Source organism: Bartonella eidoli (assembly GCF_036576145.1).
In the GTDB taxonomy this organism is placed as follows: domain Bacteria; phylum Pseudomonadota; class Alphaproteobacteria; order Rhizobiales; family Rhizobiaceae; genus Bartonella.
In genome coordinates this window covers 15,110-37,353 of record NZ_JBAFWX010000001.1, presented here as the reverse complement: position 1 = coordinate 37,353, position 22,244 = coordinate 15,110, and the positions used below count along the sequence as shown (strand labels likewise).

General features: G+C 37.8%; 16 protein-coding genes. 11 read left to right on the top strand and 5 right to left on the bottom strand.

Annotated elements, in window-relative coordinates; genetic code table 11:
• The first annotated feature begins 52 nt into the window (after positions 1 to 52).
• Complete coding sequence (locus tag V5N68_RS00170; RefSeq protein WP_332065178.1) at positions 53 to 796, top strand: glutamine amidotransferase; 744 nt, start codon at positions 53 to 55, stop codon at positions 794 to 796.
• A 226-nt stretch (positions 797 to 1,022) separates the two neighbouring features.
• Positions 1,023 to 2,021 carry a DUF2125 domain-containing protein gene (locus tag V5N68_RS00165; protein ID WP_332065177.1) on the top strand — a complete coding sequence of 333 codons (999 nt, stop codon included), beginning with the start codon at positions 1,023 to 1,025 and terminating at the stop codon, positions 2,019 to 2,021.
• Positions 2,022 to 2,033: 12 nt separating this feature from the next.
• Here the strand turns inward: V5N68_RS00165 and V5N68_RS00160 are convergent, their stop codons facing one another.
• A complete protein-coding gene (locus V5N68_RS00160) occupies positions 2,034 to 6,737 on the bottom strand; it encodes an NAD-glutamate dehydrogenase (protein ID WP_332065176.1) in 4,704 nt (1,567 codons plus the stop codon).
• A gap of 247 nt (positions 6,738 to 6,984) precedes the next feature.
• On the opposite strand from V5N68_RS00160, the gene V5N68_RS00155 reads away from it, so the two are divergent.
• The 4 genes from V5N68_RS00155 (at position 6,985) to rpsP (ending at position 10,178) form a co-directional block, all read left to right on the top strand.
• Entirely contained in the window at positions 6,985 to 7,626 is a 642-nt protein-coding gene (locus tag V5N68_RS00155) for a carbonic anhydrase (protein WP_332065175.1), read from the top strand.
• A 250-nt stretch (positions 7,627 to 7,876) separates the two neighbouring features.
• On the top strand, positions 7,877 to 9,442 hold the full coding sequence (ffh, locus tag V5N68_RS00150; protein ID WP_332065174.1) for a signal recognition particle protein: 1,566 nt from the start codon (positions 7,877 to 7,879) through the stop codon (positions 9,440 to 9,442).
• A 24-nt stretch (positions 9,443 to 9,466) separates the two neighbouring features.
• On the top strand, positions 9,467 to 9,799 hold the full coding sequence (locus V5N68_RS00145; RefSeq protein WP_332065173.1) for a chorismate mutase: 333 nt from the start codon (positions 9,467 to 9,469) through the stop codon (positions 9,797 to 9,799).
• Positions 9,800 to 9,815: 16 nt separating this feature from the next.
• Positions 9,816 to 10,178, top strand: a complete 363-nt coding sequence (gene rpsP / locus V5N68_RS00140; protein WP_332065172.1) for a 30S ribosomal protein S16 — start codon at positions 9,816 to 9,818, stop codon at positions 10,176 to 10,178.
• A gap of 88 nt (positions 10,179 to 10,266) precedes the next feature.
• On the opposite strand, the gene V5N68_RS00135 is transcribed toward rpsP, so the two are convergent.
• Positions 10,267 to 10,473, bottom strand: coding sequence for a DUF1674 domain-containing protein (locus tag V5N68_RS00135; RefSeq protein ID WP_332065171.1), 207 nt, complete (start codon positions 10,471 to 10,473; stop codon positions 10,267 to 10,269).
• A 105-nt stretch (positions 10,474 to 10,578) separates the two neighbouring features.
• On the opposite strand from V5N68_RS00135, the gene htpX reads away from it, so the two are divergent.
• The 4 genes from htpX to purH all read left to right on the top strand — a co-directional run bounded on the left by htpX (position 10,579) and on the right by purH (position 16,591).
• A complete protein-coding gene (htpX, locus tag V5N68_RS00130; protein WP_332065170.1) occupies positions 10,579 to 11,625 on the top strand; it encodes a zinc metalloprotease HtpX in 1,047 nt (348 codons plus the stop codon).
• Between the two features lie 69 nt (positions 11,626 to 11,694).
• Entirely contained in the window at positions 11,695 to 13,035 is a 1,341-nt protein-coding gene (locus tag V5N68_RS00125; protein WP_332065169.1) for an RsmB/NOP family class I SAM-dependent RNA methyltransferase, read from the top strand.
• A gap of 32 nt (positions 13,036 to 13,067) precedes the next feature.
• Complete coding sequence (locus V5N68_RS00120) at positions 13,068 to 14,810, top strand: heparinase II/III family protein (protein ID WP_442879675.1); 1,743 nt, start codon at positions 13,068 to 13,070, stop codon at positions 14,808 to 14,810.
• A gap of 164 nt (positions 14,811 to 14,974) precedes the next feature.
• Positions 14,975 to 16,591 carry a bifunctional phosphoribosylaminoimidazolecarboxamide formyltransferase/IMP cyclohydrolase gene (purH, locus tag V5N68_RS00115; RefSeq protein WP_332065167.1) on the top strand — a complete coding sequence of 539 codons (1,617 nt, stop codon included), beginning with the start codon at positions 14,975 to 14,977 and terminating at the stop codon, positions 16,589 to 16,591.
• A gap of 584 nt (positions 16,592 to 17,175) precedes the next feature.
• Here the strand turns inward: purH and V5N68_RS00110 are convergent.
• Complete coding sequence (locus V5N68_RS00110; protein ID WP_332065166.1) at positions 17,176 to 17,940, bottom strand: SURF1 family protein; 765 nt, start codon at positions 17,938 to 17,940, stop codon at positions 17,176 to 17,178.
• Between the two features lie 274 nt (positions 17,941 to 18,214).
• On the opposite strand from V5N68_RS00110, the gene rpmB reads away from it, so the two are divergent.
• Positions 18,215 to 18,508: a 50S ribosomal protein L28 gene (rpmB, locus tag V5N68_RS00105; protein ID WP_332065165.1), complete on the top strand. Its 294-nt coding sequence runs from the start codon at positions 18,215 to 18,217 to the stop codon at positions 18,506 to 18,508.
• Positions 18,509 to 19,138: 630 nt separating this feature from the next.
• On the opposite strand, the gene cobT is transcribed toward rpmB, so the two are convergent.
• Together cobT and cobS are read right to left on the bottom strand one after the other, a co-directional pair.
• Positions 19,139 to 21,055 (bottom strand): cobaltochelatase subunit CobT, encoded by a 1,917-nt coding sequence (gene cobT, locus V5N68_RS00100; RefSeq protein WP_332065163.1) that lies wholly within the window; start codon positions 21,053 to 21,055, stop codon positions 19,139 to 19,141.
• Between the two features lie 3 nt (positions 21,056 to 21,058).
• The gene (gene cobS, locus V5N68_RS00095; protein WP_332065161.1) at positions 21,059 to 22,057 is read right to left on the bottom strand and encodes a cobaltochelatase subunit CobS; all 999 of its coding nucleotides are present in this window, start codon (positions 22,055 to 22,057) and stop codon (positions 21,059 to 21,061) included.
• Positions 22,058 to 22,244 lie beyond the last annotated feature (187 nt).

Sequence of the window (22,244 nt, the reverse complement as noted above, 5' to 3'; positions counted from 1 at the left end):
TTCTCGAAGTTATTTTCTTATTATTAAAAATAAGCATTGATTTGGTTAGAAAATGTTTTTGGTACAAAGTTGTTGTGGTGAGCAAAAAAGAAAAAAACAAAGAATTGCAGTAGTGATTCATCGTAAATCTATATACACTGGTCGCTTGGAAAAATTTTTAAAAAAAAGTGGTTTTATTCTTGATATCTATCGCCCTATTTTAGGACAAAAACTTCCAGATACATTACAGAATTATGCAGGCGTTGTCATCTTGGGAGGCAAGATGAGTGTAAATGATAGGGATGCTTATATTGGAAAAGAAATCGATTGGATTTCTCTGTTGCTTAAAGAGAATAAGCCTTTTTTAGGTATTTGTCTTGGAGCGCAAATGCTAGCACGTAATTTAGGGGGGCGTGTTGGTACAAGAAGTGATGGAACTGTTGAAATTGGTTGGTACCCATTGGAAGCTACCCCCCAAGGTAAAGAGCTCATGCAATGGCCAGAAATGGTATATCATTTTCATAATGAAGGTATTTATGATTTACCTAAAGAGGCAGTGCTTTTAGCAACGGGTCAGACATATCCTGTACAAGCTTTTCGTTATGGAAAAAATGCATGGGGTTTTCAATTTCATGCTGAATTTACGCTTGCCATGATGCGACGTTTAATAGTGCATTCAGCACAAGAGTTAACTGAAAAAGGTGCTCAACCTGCCTCTGCACATTTTAAAGGTCGTTTAATATATGATAAAGCTTTAAGCCAGTGGTTTGAAAATACATTGCAATATATTTTTGGTGCATCTAGTGCACTTGTGTGAATATTTTAAAAGATATGGTGACCTTATCATTAAGGAGGGAGAGGGCTTTAGTTTTGTTTACATTTCTAAAATTAAAATTACTGCAGACAAGATGGTCTTTACGCTATTTTCTTTGTGCCATATTTTGTTTTATTTTAATATTTACTTATAGTTCTTTTTGGTTTTTTTTTCACGTAAAATAGAAGATCACACTTCCGATATATTTGAAAATGCATCCTTTCAAGGGATGACAGTCGTATGCGAGGATACACGTAAAAATGGTTATCCGTTACGTATTGGTATTGTTTGTGATAAGTTGTGGTTTTCTTGGCCTTCACGTGATTTATCTTTATTAACTGAGAGCTTTACAGTTAGTGCACCGATTTATGCACCTCATTTATTAGAAGTTGGTGTACATTCTCCAGCTTTAATTGTTTTATCTAGAAGAGCTCCTTTGGTATCACATTGGCGCAATTTTATGATAAAAAGAGAGCCGTATTGGAAAACAGGTCAATCCTTTACGCTTATGGTTGAGGGGCTTGAAGTTTCTACTATTTTTCCGTTCGATAAGAATCAAAAATTTAAGGGAGAATTACGATCACAGGTTACAGATAATAAAAATATATTATTAGAAACCGTAAAAAATCAAGAAACTCTCAAAGATATTAATGATATCATTGCACGTCCGTTAGATCAAAAACATGAGACTAAGAAAATAACAGCAGAGTTTGTGCAGCTTGATCTTAAGCATGAAAAAAGTAATTTATTGGGACATATTAATTTTAATAGTTTTGATTTTTCAGCTTTGGTATCATCTCATTTTGTTGATTTTCCCAAAATTGATGGAAGTTTGAAATGGATTCTTAGAGATGTTCCTCACTCATTTGATATAAAAAATAAGAGTGTGAGAAGTTTGAAGCGGAATTTATATGGGAAAAGTGGTATTTTAAAATTTGGGAAAATAGCTTTTCATACAGGTGGTGTTTTACACATAAGTGGGCCTTTTTCTTTTGATGATAAAGGATATTTGACAGCAAAACTGAAGCTTACTTTTTCTCAAACGGCAGAGCTTCTTTCTAATCTGCAACGTTTGTTTCCAGAGCAAGCGAATAATCTTCAAGCCTTATTTTTTATTTTAGGGGCTGTACCTAAAAATGCAGACGGCCAACCATCTCTCTCTTTAAAGATTACCCATGGATGGGTAAAGTTGGAATTTTTTACGCTTGGCCGCCTTGCGCCACTTTAAGTTTTAAAAAGTTTAAAAAACGGTATTTTGAAGTTGAGAAATCATATTTGCCACAAAGGTAAAGCGAGAAATGTTAAGATCATTATCAATGAGAGCATTAATTCGATTTGTTACATGATGGATGTGCTCTTCTTCTGCTTTTCTCCAAGCGGAAAACGGATCATTTTCTCTTCCGTAATTCTTCAGGATTCTCGTAACGGTTTGTCGTAAGCTTTTAGCAATATTTTCTTTGGCTTGGCTTAAAGCCATATTGTCGTAATAATCAAGCACAGGAATCGTTTGACACGCCTCATTAATGCGGTTGATACGAATAATTTGAGCAAGTGCAAAATAAATTTCTGCAGCCTTTATAAGGGTGCTATTATTTTGTTTTGCAATCAAGGAAATATCACAAATTATCGGAGCAGCTTCTAAGAGAGCCAATTGTTCTGCTAAATCTTTCGGAGCTCCTTCTTCGCTATAATGTACTGCTTTTTCTTTAATTTTTTTACTGATATCTTTATCATTGGCGTGCATAAGCTGTTCTTCAATAACAGCACGTGCCTGTTTAATTGTTTTAACAATTTCTTCTAATGGAGAAGAGATATCCATATTGCGTAAACCCCAATTGGTTGTTTCAAAAAGCATTGAGGTAATTTGGGCGTAAAATTTATTTTGAACAAGACCAGGCACTTTATTATCAAGATTATCAATTTTATTAGATAACTGAGGCACCTCAAAACCATCACGAAGTGCGATGAAAACACGAATAATATTTTCAGTCTTTTGTTCTGTTGCATCTTGTAGCCGACTAACAAAAGTGGCTCCTCCGCGATTTACAATATCGTTTGCAATGAGGGTTGCAATAATATTACGGCGCAATTGATGATTAATAATTTCTTTTTCGAACTTTTGCTGAATTTGAGTTGGAAAATAGTGCAATAAAGTTGTATTGAAATAACTATCATCAACAATGGGTTTATGAGAGATTTCCTCTTTTAAAGTTAATTTAGCATAAGCTAAAATAACAGCAAGCTCTGGACGCACAAGGCCTTGGCTTTGAGTTATTCTTTGGTGCAAAGTTTGTTCATCAGGAAGAATTTCTACTCTGCGATCCAGAAGTTTTTTCTGTTCTAGATCATGTATGAAGCGTACTTGATAAGGAAAGTCGACAATATTTCGGCTTTCGGCCAAGGAAAGTGCTAATGGTTGCAAATAATTATTACGCAGAACTAATTTCTCAACCTGTGGGGTCATTTCTTTCAAGAGTTTATCGCGATCTTTTCGAGCAAGTGTTTTTGCATGCAGTGCTGATGCAAGAACGATTTTGATATTGACCTCAACATCAGAGCAATTAACCCCTGCGGAATTATCAATAGCATCAGTATTACATCGTCCTCCATTTAAGACATATTCAATTCGACCACGCTGTGTCATGCCGAGATTTGCTCCTTCACCAATAACTTTTGCACGGACTTTTTCACCAGTAATACGCAGCGCGTCATTGGCACGGTCACCAACTTGGGAATCTGTTTCTGTTGTTGCACGTATGTAAGTACCAATTCCACCAAACCATAAAAGATCAACAGGGGCTTGGAGGATAGCGGAAATAATCTCGAAAGGCGTGCCTACCTGTTTTTCAAAGCCGATAGCTTTTGCTGCTTCAGGTGAAAGAGTAACAGTTTTTGCTGTACGCGAGAAAATGCCTCCACCTTTTGATAATTTTGTCTGGTCGTAATCTTGCCAGCTTGAGCGAGGGAGTTTGAATAGGCGCAGACGCTCTGCATAACTTTCATCTATGTTTGGATCCGGGTCAATAAAAATATCACGATGATCAAAGGCGGCAATAAGCTTTGTTTTTGTAGAAAGCAACATTCCATTTCCAAAGACGTCTCCGGACATATCGCCAACTCCGACACAGGTAAAGGGAGTTTTTTGAATGTCATGATTAAATAATTCTCTAAAATGTCTTTTAACAGCTTCCCATGCACCCTTTGCTGTAATACCGATGGCTTTATGGTCGTAGCCCGCGGATCCTCCAGAAGCAAAAGCATCATCAAGCCAAAAGTGATTTGCTTGGCTGATAGTGTTGGCAGTATCAGAGAATGTTGCAGTGCCTTTATCTGCAGCGACAACAAAATAGGGGTCATCACCATCATAGCAGAGGACATTTGGGGGTGTATTTACTTTACCGTTAACAAGATTATCTGTAATAGAAAGTAACGCTGTGATAAAATCAGTATAAGCTTGTTGTGCAGCTTCTATTACGAGAGCGCGGTCATTGGTTTGAGGAAGACGGTGAGGATAAAATCCACCTTTTGCACCTACGGGAACAATGACTGCATTTTTGACCTGTTGAGCTTTGACTAAATCGAGTACTTCAGTACGATAATCTAATGCACGGTTAGACCAACGAATTCCGCCACGGGCAATTGGACCAAAGCGTAAATGAACGCCTTCAACTTCTGGTCCATAAACGAAAATTTCTCGATAAGGACGTGGCTCAGGAAGACCCTCAATTTGGCGTGGATCTAATTTAGTTGCTAAAATACGTCGTGGGCTACCATCTGGAAGGGGAGAAAAGGCGTTGGTGCGCAAAGTTGCATCAATGAGATTACGGTAACGGCGTAAGATGAGATCATCGTCTAAACCGAGCACGTTCCGCAGTTTTTCTTCAATACGTTGCTGAATGATTTCTTGACTTTTTTGTCGATCTTGTTCTGTATAGTTTTGATGAAATTTTACATGAAATAAAGCATAAATATCCTTCGTAATATCAGGATAATCGTTTAAAGTTTGAGCAACTCTCTTCTGTGAATAAGGGATTCCAGTTTGTTGAAGATAACGTCCATAAAGGCGTAAAATAACAATTTCGCGCCAATTTAGTTGAGCTGTTTGGGTTAAGGCATTAAAGGTATCATTATCGGCATTTTTAGCCCAGATGGCTTCGAATGTTTCGGCATGGTTCTGACTGTTTTTTTCAAGATCGATACAAAGTTGGAAGGCACTTTCTAGTTGCATATCATGAAGATAGACAGAGTTTCCGCTGCCATCAGGTAACGCGAGTGTTTGCTCGGCAATAACCCGAAACCCCATATTTTCAAGCAGTGGTACACGTTTAGAGAGAGCAAGTGCTTCATAGCGGTGAAAGAGCCTGAGAGAAATTGTACTTTTTTCTTTGTTATGTGCATGGTAAAAAATAACAAAAATCGGCTTTTCATCACTAAGGCTTAAAATATGTTCTGCATCTTCAATTGCATTTTCAGCTGAAAATAAATCACGATAGCTATTAGGAAACTGGCAGGCTAGACGTGTTTGCTGATCTTTTGCTTTACGTGTAAGCGCTATGGCTTGAATACTATCTTCCCAACTTTGGGCTATGGAACGTACATTTTGTTCAAGTACAGTACGCTCTATAATAGGAGTACTTTCATTTCCTTTGCGACGGATGATATAGTGAACACGTATGAGTGTGCTTTCTAAGAAAAGAGGATAGGATTCAGAAAAATCACCTTTGTAGAGATCAACAAAATATTCACCAATTTTTTCACGAAGATTGCTGTTATATTGATCACGGGGGACATAGACAAGTATAGAGACAAAACGCCCAAATGAATCTGTATGGGCAAGTACACGCAGGCGTGGGCGTTCATCTAATTGTAGGATAAGCTTAGCATTTTCTGTCAATGTATCAATATCAGAGCGAAACATTTCATCTCTTGGGTAAGTTTCTAGAACACTGACAAGTGCTTTTCCAGAATAATCAGCACTATCATATCCAAGGCGCTGAATAATGGTTTTCGCCTTTTCTTTTAAGAAGGGAATTTGCAAAATTGAACGCGTATAAGCTGAGGAAGTAAATAAACCTACAATACGCAATTCTCCACACAAAACACCTTCTTTATCAAAGATTTTAAGTCCAATATAATCAAGCCAAACAGGACGATGAATTTTTGAACGGCTATTAGCCTTTGTTACAATGAGTAAGTTATCACTTTTCATAAAGGATAAAATTTCTTGGGGAGGCTCTTCTACGCTTGCATCCCCAATAATACGAATAGAAGCATCAGTGAGAATACCTAGTTCAACATCGCTAGCTGTAAAAGCTTTTGTAGGTTCTTGGTCTTTTAAAAAGTTATAGGTGCGCATACCAAGAAAGATGAAATTATTATCCATTAGCCAATTGAGAAACTCGATAGCTTTTTCACCTTCTTGTTTGTAGATGGAGGGGAGATAGGTTTGGTAGGCATGGATATGCTTCTCAACTTCTTTAAGCATAGGCTTCCAGTCCTGGACAGCAGCACTGACTTGCTCAAGAACCAAAGCAAGCTCATCTTTTAGCTTTCTTATTTGCGGTTCACTTAATGATTCGATGTGTATTTGCATCAGGCTGATGCGTTGCCCAGAAGCACAATCAATAATAGGGTGTGCAATCAAATAAATATGATTTGCATGTTGATTGAAGATATTTAAAATAGAGTCAAGAAGGAATGGCTTATTATCGTTGATAAGCGTGATAACGGTTATAGGTTTACCATTGCGAGTCAGACTTTGATCGAAGCAAATGGTATTTTTTCCTGTTTGATGCAGACTGAAAGCATCAACAGCGATAGTGGTGGCTTTTTGAAGCTCCTTGTCTTTGTAACAGATAATATCTTCTTTATCGGTATGAGAAAATAAAACTTCCTTTATTTTATCTTGATTGCTTTTTGCCTCTGATGCTGTTTTTATGAACATAATAACCTTCCCTTTTAAAACCTTGTTATGAAAACAGGCTTTTATATCATTCCCTTGCAGCGTATCATTTTCTTTGTACCGGTAATAGCAATAATAAAATATTTTTTCTATTATTATATACTCACTATATTATAGTGATAATTTGACATTCTTAAGAAAATAGTTTGCGATGGTGAAATGGCGTTTTCAGTGTTGTATATGTTAACAGCTTATTTTTTAAAATAAATAAAATGAAAGTAAATATAAAATGATGCGTTTGCCAGATAAGCTTTTAAGCGGATACCGATCCTTTATAGAAAATCATTTTTCATATAAAACAGAACATTATAAACAATTGGCTATTGAAGGACAAAAACCAGAAATTTTGATAATTTCTTGTTGTGATTCGCGTGCTATTCCAGAAATGATTTTTGATGCAAATCCAGGGGAAATTTTTATATTGCGCAATGTGGCAAATTTAGTTCCTCCTTTTTCTCCTGATAGCAAACATCATGCAACATCAGCGGCAATTGAATATGCTGTGCTGTTCCTAGAAGTAAAGCATATTGTTGTTTTAGGTCATGCTCATTGTGGGGGAGTTAGCACTGCCCTTGACGGAACATGTAGTGCGTTTTTGTCAAGCGATTTTATTTCTCAATGGATAAGTCTTTTGAAACCAGCTGCGGAAATAGTAGCTGGTGATAAATCTTTAACTATATCAGAAAAACAGACAGTATTAGAAAAATTGTCTATTCGTCATTCATTAAAAAATTTGGAGACATTTCCATGGGTAAAAGAACGTAAAGATCAGGGCATGTTGGCGTTACACGGGGCTTGGTTTGATATTTCAAGCGGTGAATTATGGAATATGGGATCAGAAACTGGTGATTTTGTGCGTGTCGAAATTTGAAATTTTGGGTAAGTATAAAGCTTTCCTTATATTTTTTTTCTTCATCTTAAAGAGATACCGTATGATAAATCTTGACAAAGTAGGGGTTTTATTGTTTGAAAGAGCGAGCTTTCAGTGACAAAATTAGCTTGGAGCCACCGACTGAGACGCCGTTTACGGGTATAAGGAGATCTCAGAGGTCAACATCCGATGACGCGGTGCATTGTCGGATGCTGTTTTGGTTTGTTGTTATGTAGCAATGAGGTAAGTAATGTTTGATTCCCTGCAAGAACGGCTTGGTTTCATTCTATCTAGTCTGACGGGGCGTGGTGCTTTGTCAGATGAGGATGTCGTGGCGGCGCTACGAGAAATTCGTCGCGCTTTATTGGAAGCTGATGTTGCACTGGATGTTGCTCGTTCTTTTACTGATAGAGTTCGTGAAAAGGCTGTTGGATCTGAAATTATTAAATCAATTAAGCCTGGACAAATGGTCGTTAAGATTGTCCATGACGAATTGGTGAATATTCTTGGACGTGAAGGCGTTTTAAGTGATTTAAATGCTCCGGCCCCTGTTGTTGTCATGATGGTTGGTTTGCAGGGATCTGGAAAAACAACAACAACAGCAAAGCTTGCAAAGCGTTTCACTAGTAAACAGAATAAAAAAGTTTTAATGGCGTCATTAGATACACGCCGTCCTGCAGCGCAGGAACAATTACGTCAACTAGGTGAACAGGCTCAAATTGCGAGTTTGCCTATTATTGCTGGGCAATCCCCTGTCGATATTGCCGCGCGTGCAGTACAAGCTGCTAAATTGGGAGGTTATGATGTTCTCCTTCTTGATACGGCAGGTCGTAACCATGTGGATGAAGCTTTGATGATTGAATTGACTGAAATCAAAGCTCTTTCCATTCCTCACGAAATTATGTTGGTTGCCGATAGTCTTACCGGTCAAGATGCTGTGCATCTTGCGCGTTCTTTTGATGAGCGAGTAGGAGTTACAGGAATTATTTTAACACGTATGGATAGTGATGGCCGTGGTGGTGCTGCTCTTTCAATGCGTGCTGTTACAGGTAAGCCGATTAAAGCAATCGGGACCGGTGAGAAAATAGAAGACTTGGAAGAATTTCACCCCAGTCGTGTTGCAGATCGTATTCTGGGGATGGGTGATATTGTTTCTTTAGTTGAAAAAGCTGCAGAAACAATGGATCATGAGAAAGCGGCAGCTTTTGCAAAAAAAATGCAAAGTGGGAAGTTTGACCTTAATGATCTTGCAGAACAATTACAGAAAATGAAAAAACTTGGAGGCATGGGTGGTCTTATGGGAATGTTGCCAGGTTTAGGGAAGATAAAAAGTCAAATTGCAGCCGCAGGTCTTGATGATCATTTGTTTAACCGTCAATTAGCTATTATTTCATCAATGACGCCTGCAGAACGTGCTAATCCAGAGATTTTAAAACACAGTCGTAAGCAGAGAATCGCAAAAGGATCTGGAACGAGTGCTGCTGATATTAATAAGCTTTTGAAAATGCATCGCCAAATGGCTGATATGGTAAAAGCTATGGGAGGAAAAGGTAAAAGCGGTTTGATGGGAAAAATGTTGGGGGGGTTTGGTTCCAAAATGGGGCTTGGTGGTATGGGGGATTTTGTAAAAAATTCTAGTTCTGTTCCTGATTTATCAGGGTTTGATCCAAAGCAATTATCAACATTACAAAAACAGATTGAAGGTGGAAGTAAAACATTACCTGGTCTTCCAGGGGGAAGTTCTAAATTCCCTGGTCTTTTTAATAGCACTACCGATAACAGGGGAAAACTTCCTCAGCACCCCAAAAAAAAGTGAGATGCAAAAAAGGAAGGAAGTATAATGCAAGAAAAAGTATTGGACGAAATAATGAATTTACGCGCGTCCATTGATAATTTTGATACAGCGTTGATTCATATTTTATCAGAGCGTTTTCGTTGTACAAAGGCGGTTGGACTTTTAAAAGCTTCCCATAGTCTTCCTATTAGAGATTTTTTGCGTGAAGAAAACCAAATAGAACGCTTTCGTCAATTAGCTGTACACTGTCGCCTTGATCCTGATTTTGCTGAAGAATTTATAAAGTTTCTTATTAAAGAAGTTGTACAAGATCATGAAGAGATATTTGAAAAGAAAAAACTAGAGCAAGTAAATTTATTAAATGAAAGCCAGAGCTGACAATAGGAGATAAAATATGGCATTGAAAATTCGTTTGTCCCGTGGAGGTTCAAAAAAGCGTCCTTACTATCATATTATCGTGGCGGATGCACGTAGTCCGCGTGATGGACGGTTTCTTGAACGTGTCGGTGCGTGGAATCCGATGTTACCTAAAGATGTGGTGCGTGTGAAGCTTAATGAAGAGCGTATACAATATTGGCTTTGCCAAGGTGCGCAACCAACAGATCGCGTTTTGCGATTTTTAGATGCTGCTGGTCTTAAAAAGCGTCCAGCTCGTCATAATCCACGTAAAGGTGAACCTGGTGTAAAGGCGCAAGAGCGTATGGCTGCAGCAAAGCAAGCTGCTGAGGAAGCAGCTGCTGCAGCAAAGGGAGCATAATAATTCAAGACATACTTTGAGTATGTTTAAAGGGTTTTTATAGAAAAGCACACTTACGCGTTTTTATTCGTACAGAGAGGTTGGTCTTTTAAAAGTCGATGGCGCGACCTTTAATTTCCCAATCTCCATAGCGCGAAGGATTTTTGCCGCCACGACCACCATTTTCTAAAGGTTCGTCTTTATTTGTTGCATTTTTACGCCTTTCCTCAGCTTCATTTAAGGCTCGTTGTGCTTCAGGGGGAAGGGCATGGCGCTTAGCGACAATTGTGTTCTGTTTGTCTGTTTTTTTGTTCATTGAGCACCTTTATTTTATTGAAGAAGAAAATAAAAAATCCCATTATATATAATGATTTTATAATGTTAAGAATGATTATATTTTTTATTATGGAGTTTTTAGGTCATGAATATAATGCGTACAGCAATGCTCTTGGCTTGTATGACTGCTCTTTTTATGGCGGTTGGTTATCTTGTTGGGGGAAGCAATGGTATGGTTGTGGCATTTTTAATGGCGGGAGGGTTAAACCTTTTTTCTTACTGGAATTCAGATAAAATCGTTTTACGTATGTATGCTGCTCGTGAAGTTGATCAGCATTCATCGCCAGTTTATTACAAAATTGTAAGTGATTTGGCGCAAAAAGCAGCTCTTCCTCAACCAAAAATTTATATTATTGAGAGTGAACAGCCAAATGCTTTTGCTACAGGACGCAATCCTTACAATGCAGCTGTTGCTGCAAGCACTGGGTTATTGCGGCAGTTGAGTGTAGAAGAAATTGCTGGGGTTATGGCTCATGAATTGGCACATATTGAGCATCGCGATACTTTAATTATGACACTGACTGCAACAATTTCAGGGGCAATTTCAATGTTGGGTAATTTTGCTTTCTTTATGAGGGGAACACGTAATTCTTCAGAACATTCTCACGGTGCTGGGGTGCTGGGGAATCTTATTGCTATGCTTGTAGCTCCTTTTGCAGCTATGCTGGTTCAAATGGCTATTAGCCGTACGCGTGAATATGCTGCTGATCGAAGAGGGGCTGAAATATGCGGGAATCCTTTATGGTTAGCTTCTGCTTTGAGTAAAATTTCTGGTGGTGGATATACCATATATAATGAAAAAGCTGAGTATAATCCGTCAACAGCACATATGTTTATTATTAATCCCTTGAGTGGAGGAGGAGCTGATAGCTTATTTTCTACTCATCCAGCAACGGAAAGTCGTATCGCGGCTCTTTGTCGACAAGCGGAGGAGATGAAGGGATCGTCGGCTAAGAATATGGGATGGAATGAAAAAGGGAATGTGTGTGACAAAAATAAGAACTTAGATTATGGAAATTTGAGTTACAATGACAAAGTTGGTGAATCAGATAATTCAGGAACAAATGTCTCTCAGCGCATAACAAAGCGTCCTTCTTGGCTTCGTTATGGCGGTTCAAAAAGGTCTCCTTGAGGATAGATATTTTATAAGAAAAAAGACATAAAGGTATTCTTGAGAAACATAAAAAAGTGGGGTGTGTGTTTGAAGAGCGATGTTCCAGGGTTAGAGGTTAGGCAGGTATGTGTTCGTCTTTTGGGGGCAGTGCTTGATAAATGTGTTCCTCTTTCTGGATTAATTGATAATGAGCATGGACACCCACAGTATTTAAAGTTATCGTATCGAGATCGTTTATTATGTCGGGCTATTTTGGGAGTGACGTTACGTTATCGGGGGCTGATTATAGCTGCTTTGTCGCGTTTTTTAACACGAAATTTACCTCCACAAGCTTTTTCTTTGCAGCATCTTCTGCATATCAGTATAGCTCAAATTCTCTATCTTGATATTCCTGATCATGCTGCGATTGATTTAGCTGTACGTGTTGCTAAAAATGATCCTCGTACCCGGCGTTTTTCAGGACTTGTAAATGCTGTTTTACGTAATATTGCACGTGAAGCAGTATTTTTACGTCAGCAAGTTCCGACTATTGAAGGACTTCCAAAGTGGTTTGGAAAACTTTTAGTGTCAGCCTATGGAAAAGAAAAGGCTGATCAGATTTCAGCAATTCAGTCTATTGAGCCGCCTCTCGATTTAACTGTAAAATCTGATAGTGTTGGATGGGCAGAACGACTTGGGGGTATTGTGTTGCCCAACGGTTCAGTTCGCTTAAATCATTTAGATTGCTCTGTTGTTGATTTGCCAGGATACGAAGAAGGGGCTTGGTGGATTCAAGATTTTGCAGCATCTTTACCTGCTTTTTTACTTGGAGATATTCGCGGAAAACAGGTTGCTGATCTTTGTGCAAGCCCTGGTGGAAAAACAGCACAATTAGCTTTGCAAGGTGCTGATGTAACAGCAATTGAGATATCTGATAGCCGAGTAAAGCGCTTGAAGAAAAATATGGAACGACTTCGTTTTTCAGTCCGTTACTTTGAAGGAGATGTAAGGGATTTTCATTCTAACCAACTTTTTGATGCTGTTTTGCTTGATGCCCCATGTTCTTCTACAGGGACGATACGTCGTCATCCAGATATTTTATGGATTAAGTCTATGAGCGATGTTCTTAAACTCGCAGCATTGCAATATGATTTGCTTTTGGCTGCGGTTGCTTTGGTGAAAAAAGGTGGACGTATTGTTTTTTCTAATTGTTCATTAGCGCAAGAAGAAGGTGAAGAGCTCATTGAGAAAGTTTTATCGGAATGTAATGATATCGTTTTAGAGCCTATTTGCGCAGAGGAAATGGGTGCTATGGCACATTTGCTTTCGGTTAAAGGAACTTTGCGTACAACACCTGCTGATATTTGTCATAAAAATTTATATGCTGAGAAAAAAACATTTTTAGGAATGGATGGTTTTTTTGCAGCACGCTTCCGTAAAATAATTTAATTAACGGTTCATTTACTAAAATGGCTGAAATTATGCTCAATAAAAGCGTATACGGAGACAATATTGTGGCGGTTTCAGTAAAAAGTTCTCAGGTAAAAATATCTGATTTTATATATATGACGCATCAAGTGATGCGGCGTTTATCGATAGGGCCGTTATTTCGTTGGAGATTTTCAGGATTTAGTCCTCATAAAATTTTAGCGCATCCTATTGATTTGTATTTAGCTGATCCGATGATGGCACATGAATTTTATCATGGCCGTTTTGCTTTTTCAGGTCGTGTCGTTCATTCTGGTGCTGTTTCTCCTTTTTCATTAGTGCCACCAACGGCAGAATGGGAAGCAGAACTCCATAATTTTCATTGGTTAAGGCATATGACAGCAGCAGATAGTGATTTAGCTGCAGCGCATGCGCGTTCGTTAGTGGAAGATTGGATTAATTATAGTGGCAAAAAGGTAAAAGGGGTTCCTTGGAGTGGATCAGTCGTGGCACGGCGTTTGATTTCATGGATTTGTCATTCACAAACATTGTTGGAAGGAGCAAGCGAACGATTTAAAAAATGTTTTTTGCGTTCACTTGGTTTTCATTTTCGTTATTTGCGTATTATGATTTGCGGTATGGAGCGTAATGATCAACGTTTACAAGCCGCAATATCTTTGACATTTGCGTCTCTTGCTCTGCCTGTTTCGGCAGCAATAAAGAAAAAGGTACAGATTTATCTCATAGAGGAACTTTCAAATCAAATTCTTCTTGACGGTGGACATATTTCTCGTAGCCCTGTGATTTTGCTTAATTTATTATCAGATTTATTATCTTTGCGTCATCTTTTCGCACATAGCAACGAAACAGCACCGCGTATCTTAATTGATTCTGTTGAACGTATGTTACCAGCTTTACGATTCTTTATTCACGAAGATCAAACGTTGGCGCATTTTAATGGAGTTGGAGCTATTATACCAGAACGCTTATCGACAGTTTTAGAGCTTGATGAAACGGTAGGGCATCCTTTTAGTTATGCACGTTATTCAGGATTTCAACGTTTACGGGCTAATCAAACAACTGTGTTGGCAGATACAGGAAAATTTGCGCCACGTGCTGCTGCAGAGCATGCTTGTTCAGGATGCTTGTCTTTTGAAATGTCTTCACAGGGGAGCCGCTTTATTATCAATACGGGTGTTAGTTCTTATGGGAGTGAGAAGTATCGACAGTTTGGGCGCGTTACTGCAGCACATTCAACGGCAACAGTTAATGATTGTTCTGTGGGGGTTTTTCATAAAAAAAGGGGTGGTAATGTTTCCTTTTTACTTGAAGGATTGATGGATGTTGAGGTACGGCGCATAGAAGATTCAAAGAAGATTGGTTTTGTTGCAAGTCATACTGGGTATGTGAAACCTTTTAATCTTATTCATGAGCGTGGGCTTATCTTAACAAAAAATGGTGCGATGATTGAGGGATTTGATCGTTTTTTTGTACCACAAAATGGACGGTTAAATAAATCTAAGGGGGGGCAAAATAAACAGAATAATGTTGCTGTTCGGTTTCATCTTCATCCACAAGTTGAAGTGAATTATGATGGGAACTCTGTACGTTTGGCTGTAGAAGATGGACAAATATGGTATTTTATGTCGCCTGATGCTGATATTTGTCTTGAAGATTCGATTGATTTTACTGGCTTAATAGGTCCGCAACGAACACAGCAGATTGTTTTGTATTTTCGTCCTGCATTTCAAGAAAAAGTTCGTTGGCGTTTTATGCGACATCAATTAAAGCAGTGATTTTCTTTATTTGCTGTGTAGATCAAAATGAAATTATTCTTTGTGTTTTAAAGGAGAGACATTTTATCCTTTAATGCATTTTGATAAAGACCTGTGCTATGTATGAATCTCATAAGCTCATTTTTCTTTGAGTCTTAACTATTTTTTATTTTGAGGTCTTTTATATGGGTGTTGTTGTAAAAAAATTTCCTACTCCTGATTTCCACCGGGTTCGTCGTGCTCTTCTTTCTGTGTTTGATAAAACGGGTTTGGTTGCGTTTGCGCAGGTGCTTCATAATTACGGTATTGAATTGATTTCAACAGGAGGGACAGCCAAAACATTAATGGCTGCTGGTTTACCCGTAAAAGATGTGTCTGAAGTTACTGGATTTCCAGAGATAATGGATGGACGTGTTAAAACACTCCATCCCTTGATTCATGGTGCTTTATTGGGAGTAAGGCAGGATCCAAATCACACGGCCTCTATGGAACAATATGGAATTAATGGAATTGACCTTTTAGTTGTGAATCTCTATCCTTTTGAAGAAGTGTCTCGATCTGATATTGATGAACAAACCATTATTGAAAATATTGATATCGGTGGTCCTGCAATGATTCGTGCTGCAGCGAAAAATCATGCTTACACTGGTGTTGTAACCGCGGTGAGTGATTATGACTCGATTCTAGATGAATTAAAGCGGCATGATGGGGCTTTGAGCTTGTTTATGCGGCGTAAGTTGGCAATGCGTGCTTATGAGCTTACAGCTGCTTATGATGCAGCGATAGCAGCGTGGTTTGCTCAGGATTTGAAAATTGAAAATCCGTCTTGGAAGAGTTTTTCTGGTCAGCTTGAAAGTGTTATGCGTTATGGGGAAAATCCTCATCAAAAAGCAGCATTTTATCGTGATAATAGTAAACGATTTGGTGTTGCAACAGCAAAGTTATTACAAGGAAAAGCGCTTTCTTATAACAATCTGAATGATACAGATGCGGCATTTGAACTTGTGGCAGAATTTGACTCTAAAAAGAGTGCTGCTGTTGCACTTATTAAACATGCTAATCCTTGTGGTGTTGCAGAAGGGAAAAGTTTAAAAGAAGCGTATTTGAAAGCTCTTATGTGTGATAATGTATCGGCATTTGGAGGAATTATCGCTTTAAATCAAATTCTTGATGCAGAATGTGCTACAGAAATTATTAAAACTTTCACGGAAGTAATTATTGCTCCTGATGCGGATATGGCTGCACGCGAGATCATTGCACAGAAAAAAAATCTTCGTTTGCTGATAACAGGTGGTTTACCAGATCCACGTTGTGCAGGGAGGACTGCTAAAACGCTTGCAGGAGGAATATTAGTACAGACACGTGATAATGTGGTTGTTGATGATTTAAAATTGAAAGTGGTAACAAAACGGGCGCCAAGCCAGGATGAAATGCGTGATCTTTTATTTGCCTTTCGTGTGGTAAAACACGTAAAATCAAACGCTATTGTTTATGCAAAAAATAGTGCGACGGTTGGGATTGGTGCTGGTCAGATGAGTCGTGTAGATTCAGCTAAAATTGCTGTACGTAAGGCTGAAGAAAGTGCACAAAGAGCAGATTTAATAGAATCTCCTATTAAAGGATCAGTTGTTGCGTCGGATGCATTCTTTCCTTTTGCAGATGGTTTATTAGCTTCTGCTGAAGCTGGTGCAACAGCAGTTATTCAACCTGGAGGATCAATGCGTGATGAAGAAGTGATTGCTGCAGCTGATGAAAATGGTTTGGCGATGATTTTTACAGGTGTACGGCATTTTCGTCATTAACAGTTTTATTTTTTATGGTTGGTATTGGGGGGGGGAGGCAAGTTTTAGATAAGACTTGTGGTGTATGGGGGCTTATCAGTTTGCAATTATAGTGCGTTTGGATGATTTAGTCTTTTATATCGATGAAGGTATAAACGTATATCGATAAAGGTATAAACGGACGATCGGTAAAAGATATATGAATATTCTACGTTAATAGAGTAATTTTGTGGTGCGATCATTGCTCAAATAAGGAGTTAAATTTCCTTTTCAATTTTTATGCACTCAATGATTTTAATTATTGTCATACTGATTCGGCTACGTAGAGTCCTTAATAATATGATTCATTATGGGGATTGTTTGGTATTCGTTTTTAGGGAATAGATTTTATTTTTAGATGAAAATATAAGGATTGGGAGGGATATGTTCTTCATATGTCATTGAGAAGATCGTTCTCTTGCTATTCTTAGAAGAAAAAGCAGTTAGATAAAACATGTTTTTAGTGTGATTAGGTGCTTGGTTTTCAGCGTAGAGGATAAATTTTTTAAATTAAGATACGCAATTATTTTTTAGTGATGAAGAGCATTGGTGTGTGTTTTGTATATTTAGCTTTTTTGCTGCAATAGGAAAAGAGAAGCGCATAGGATACCGGCTGCTAAGATAAACCATGTGATAGCATAGACAAGATGGTTATTGGGAAAGTGTACGACGGTTAAACCAGCAATAGGGAGGTTTTCCTGTGTAGCAATTTTTTTTCCAGCATCGATGAAATAGGGAGCAACAGGAGAGATACCAAGTTTTTGTGCCATAGTTGGGAGATCACGTGTATACCATAAATCATGAGTGGGATTGTTTTTTCGTGGAAAAAAACCGTTTTTTTCGCTCATACGTAACAAGCCTATAATTGTGGTTAGTTTTGTGTTCGTGATAGGATATTGGCTCGCAGTGTTATTCGTATGTGATTGCTCTGAATTTTGAAAGTGATTGCGTTTGTCCATAGGAATGAAACCACGATTTATAAAAGTTAGTGCATTATCCGATGTTTGCAAGGGAGTTAAAACCCAGTAACCACTGGTGTTTTGAGCAACAGCGGTAACAAGAATATTTTTATTTTCTAGAAGCTTTCCAGTAATGATAACAGGTCGATATTCATCTTTTTCAAATGTAACATGTTTCCATTGGTTTTTTGGGGGTGCTGGGACGGGAGCCAAATGAATACGCTCATTAGCACTGGTGATAAGATTTGTTTTCCAATTTAATCGTTGTATTTGCCATACACCTAGTGCACTAAAGATAAGAAAAAAACACGCGCATAAAATACTAAATAAAACAGAAGATAATTTGATATGTTTATATTGAATCTCTGTCATGGCTCAGTTTATTTTATTTATAGTTAATAATTCATTTTAGCATGGTGAGCATTAAAAAAAAATATTTTGTACGTTTTTAATAAGAAAAAATAGATAATGAGGGGTATAAAAGCTTTTAACAAAAGACTTGACCTTTTGTTGCCAACATTTTATTAAAAACAGAAATTCCTCGATGGTGTTCGTGTGAAGCAGATTGACTTTTCTGTGTGTTGTGTTCACTCTGGTTTGCGGGGATTGGGATTTTAGAGTTTCTTAGAGTTTAAAGGTGAAGTTTATGTCTCGTGCATGCGAATTGACAGGAAAAACAGTTCAATATGGCAATAATGTTAGCCACGCGAATAATAAAACCCGTCGTCGTTTCTTACCAAATCTTTGTAATGTAACGTTGATGTCAGAGGTGTTACAGCAGAGTTATCGTTTGCGCGTTGCAGCGAGTGCTTTACGTTCTGTTGAACATCGTGGTGGTCTTGATAGCTTTTTGACCAAAGCTGATGATAGAGAGTTATCACAACGGGCGCGTTTGTTAAAACGTCAAATTGTAAAGAAAAAGGCTGAACAAGTAGCGTAATTTCTTCTTTTTGCTTTAGTATAGATTACTTTTTGGTTTCCTATTGCTTAATCATTCATTTACAGAGTGAGGAGCTGTTAGTGTTTTCAAGGGGTGGTTTTACGAGGAAAAAAGAGGAAACGGATTATTTTTTTATCCTTAGTGATAGTCTGGTGTACTGTGATTGCTATTAACAGTTTCAGTAGTGTGTCTTTTCTCTGTAAAAGTGAATTTCTAGCTCATTGGTGCTTTGATATGTCTAATAACTTTTCTGATATTTAATTTGGTGGGTTATTGATTAGATTACAGTACAATATGTTTAAGGTATTTTGCTATTTTGTTTTTTAGATATTGGTTACTTTGCGGTTTTGTAAAATTTTCTTAAAGGCATAACGTATAGTGAAAGTTATCTTTAGCAGTAGAGTTAGTTAGCTTTCCTTTTGTGCTTAATTTTAAATGATTTTTCAGTAAAAATTGTTTGATGGTAATTGATAATAGCTTGTTTCTTATAAAATAATTTTTAGTTTTTTATTTATCAAAATAGTTCAAAAAATACGACATCTGTTTGTTTGACGATTATGGTAGAAAAAGTCTCATGGTGTTTTTGAAAGGATTTTATTTTAAATGAAGCATATATGCTATACTGAATATTTAGACAGAGCCTATCGATGTTAACTTTTTAAGAGGCATTTTAATGCTAAAGAGCTCTGCTAATTGTTCCGTTATAGCGTCAGCCAATTCTTCGGCACTCATAATTGTGACAGCGCGATTATAGTAGCGTGTGACGTCGTGACCAATTCCAATAGCAATGAGTTCTATGGGCGAATGGGTTTGAATTTTCTGAATAACAGCACGTAAGTGTTTTTCAAGATAATTACTAAGGTTGACGGATAATGTTGAATCATCAACAGGTGCTCCATCAGAAATGACTATGAGAATACGACGCTGTTCACGCCGTAATAAAAGACGTTGATGAGCCCATATAAGCGCTTCACCGTCAATATTTTCTTTCAGCAATCCTTCTTGCATCATTAAACCTAAATTGCGCCTTGCTCGACGCCAGGGTGTATCAGCACTTTTATAGACGATATGACATAAATCATTAAGACGACCAGGATTATTTGGCTTTTGTTGATTGAGCCATTGCTCGCGTGATTTCCCTCCTTTCCAAGCTTTGGTGGTAAATCCTAAAATTTCAACTTTAACACTGCAGCGTTCTAGCGTTTGCATTAAAATATCCGCACAACTTGCGGCAACAGTAATGGGTCGCCCTCGCATTGAGCCTGAATTATCAACAAGCAAGGAAACAACAGTATCTCGAAATTGAATATTGCTTTCCATTTTAAAAGAAAGTGGTTGTGTTGGGTCAATAATAAGACGTGAAAGCCGTGCTGTATCAAGGTACCCTTCTTCAAGATCAAAATTCCAACCGCGATTTTGTTGTGCCATAAGGCGGCGTTGTAAGCGGTTTGCCAAGCGTCCCACAATGCTTTGAAGAGGATTTATTTGCTTATCAAGACTACGACGTAAGTTTTCCAGTTCACTTTCAGAACAAAAATCTTTCGCTTCTAGTACTTCATCAAATTGACGGGTAAAAATTTTATAATCAGAAAGCTCTTTCATATGCTCTGAAACAGCAAGGACACGTTTGTATTTGTTCAATTTTTCTTGTCTATAATTATCTTGCTCTTCTTTAGCTTGATCATTACCGTTTGATTGAGTTGTTGGCGTTTTTCCTTCTTCTTGTAAATCGTTTTCTTGTTTAGTTATTGTCTGCTCTTTACTTTGAGTCTGTTTTTCGTTTTTGTTTTCTTCTTCATCTTGTGCTTGTTTTTGATGTTTATACTCGTTTTTAAATTTTTTATCATGCACATTATCTGATGTTTCTTCTGACTGAGTTATCATTTCTAGTGAAACAAGCATTTGACGAGCAATTTGTGCAAAAGCATGTTGATTATAAATATGCAGTGTAAGTTCATTCAGCTCTGCAGAAGCCTTTTGTTCAATGGTGTTGCGCCACAATTCCAATACAGACCCAGCCTCTTTAGGAGGAGAACGCTTTGTTATTTTTTCGCGCAATAAAAGAGAAATTGCTTCTTTTATAGGAGCTTCACTTTGCTTTCTTATTTTCTGATAATCTGCTTTTTGATATTTATCGGCAAGCATGGTATCAATATTTTGTGCAATTCCTTCCATTTCTAAAGTGCCAATTGCTTCGACACGTGTTTGCTCTAAAGCATCGAAGATAGCACGTGCTTCTGATTCTATGGGAGCAAACTGTGTATGAATGTGATTATTATGCCATGCTTTGTATAAAGCCATAGAATCGCCTAATCCACGGATAATGACTATATCTTTATTTGTTGCATGATGTGGTAGTTCTGGTAAGTGTGCATGATTTTCGCTGAGTGACGGTTTGTTATGGCTGAAGGAAACTTCAAGATTGCGCGTACCTGCAATGGCGCGGACACAGGTAGAAATGGATTTTTTAAAAGTTTCAGCATCAAGGGTGCTGGGAGAGGAGTCATTTGTCAGATTTTGGCTGTTATTGCCAGCTTCTGCAGCCATGATTTATATATCTCCCTTAACTAAGACACTATGAATAAGTGATTCCGGAAGCTCCTTTCCAAAGGCACGTTGATAAAATTCTGCGACAGTAGTGCGCTCTATCTCATCACATTTATTAAGAAAGGTTAATCGGAAAGCAAATCCAACATCTTGAAAAATAGTGGTATTTTCTGCCCAAGTAATAACAGTACGCGGGCTCATGACTGTTGAAAGGTCCCCGTTGATAAAAGATTGACGTACCATATTAGCAACATGTACCATTTGTGAGATTGTATTTTTGCCTTCAGTTGTTTGAAAAGATTTAACTTTTGAATAAACGATATCGACTTCTTTATCATGGGATAAATAATTTAATATCGTTACAATGGACCAGCGATCCATTTGGGCTTGATTGATTTGTTGTGTGCCATGGTAAAGTCCTGTCGTGTCACCAAGACCAATGGTATTAGCAGTTGCAAAAAGACGAAATGCTGGATGAGGGGCGATAACACGGCTTTGATCAAGTAAGCTCAGTCGTCCAGAAGCTTCAAGGACGCGTTGGATGACAAACATAACATCAGGTCTACCTGCGTCATATTCATCGAAAACAAGAGCAACATTATTCTGATACGCCCATGGTAAAATTCCTTCTTTAAATTCAGTAACTTGCAGACCATCTTTTAGAACGATAGCATCTTTTCCTACTAAATCAATACGGCTAACATGACTATCAAGATTAATACGAATACAAGGCCAGTTAAGATGCGCAGCAACCTGTTCAATATGTGTTGACTTTCCTGTACCGTGATAACCAGAAATCATAACGCGACGGTTAAAAGCGAATCCTGCTAAAATCGCTAAAGTTGTTTGTTGATCAAAACGATAATTGGGATCTAAATCAGGCACGTGAGAGCTCTTCGTGCTGAAAGCAGGCACTTTCATATCGGTATCAATGTTAAACAGATCGCGAGCACTGAGCGTGATATCGGGTATATTTTTAACTGTGGGGTTTTCTTTTGACATTATTTTTCTGTAAAAAAGAACGATAATTTTTTTTATTCATTGGAAAACGATACAAGAGTTAGAATGCTTATGCAATGCTCTATAAAGGAAGTCTTTGGCATGGAAAGCAATTTTATCAGGCATATTTCTGTCTTTCGAAGGAAATGACAGATCTGAATCAAATATGATTTTAATTAGTATGAACTTT

Coding starts and splice junctions, on each gene's coding strand:
- V5N68_RS00160 (WP_332065176.1), bottom strand. CDS start 6,737: ATGTTCATAAAAACAGCATCAGAGGCAAAAAGCAATCAAGATAAAATA.
- V5N68_RS00120 (WP_442879675.1), top strand. CDS start 13,068: ATGCTCAATAAAAGCGTATACGGAGACAATATTGTGGCGGTTTCAGTA.
- cobS (WP_332065161.1), bottom strand. CDS start 22,057: ATGTCAAAAGAAAACCCCACAGTTAAAAATATACCCGATATCACGCTC.
- V5N68_RS00145 (WP_332065173.1), top strand. CDS start 9,467: ATGCAAGAAAAAGTATTGGACGAAATAATGAATTTACGCGCGTCCATT.
- V5N68_RS00110 (WP_332065166.1), bottom strand. CDS start 17,940: ATGACAGAGATTCAATATAAACATATCAAATTATCTTCTGTTTTATTT.
- V5N68_RS00170 (WP_332065178.1), top strand. CDS start 53: ATGTTTTTGGTACAAAGTTGTTGTGGTGAGCAAAAAAGAAAAAAACAA.
- V5N68_RS00135 (WP_332065171.1), bottom strand. CDS start 10,473: ATGAACAAAAAAACAGACAAACAGAACACAATTGTCGCTAAGCGCCAT.
- rpsP (WP_332065172.1), top strand. CDS start 9,816: ATGGCATTGAAAATTCGTTTGTCCCGTGGAGGTTCAAAAAAGCGTCCT.
- ffh (WP_332065174.1), top strand. CDS start 7,877: ATGTTTGATTCCCTGCAAGAACGGCTTGGTTTCATTCTATCTAGTCTG.
- htpX (WP_332065170.1), top strand. CDS start 10,579: ATGAATATAATGCGTACAGCAATGCTCTTGGCTTGTATGACTGCTCTT.
- cobT (WP_332065163.1), bottom strand. CDS start 21,055: ATGGCTGCAGAAGCTGGCAATAACAGCCAAAATCTGACAAATGACTCC.
- V5N68_RS00155 (WP_332065175.1), top strand. CDS start 6,985: ATGATGCGTTTGCCAGATAAGCTTTTAAGCGGATACCGATCCTTTATA.
- V5N68_RS00165 (WP_332065177.1), top strand. CDS start 1,023: ATGACAGTCGTATGCGAGGATACACGTAAAAATGGTTATCCGTTACGT.
- purH (WP_332065167.1), top strand. CDS start 14,975: ATGGGTGTTGTTGTAAAAAAATTTCCTACTCCTGATTTCCACCGGGTT.
- rpmB (WP_332065165.1), top strand. CDS start 18,215: ATGTCTCGTGCATGCGAATTGACAGGAAAAACAGTTCAATATGGCAAT.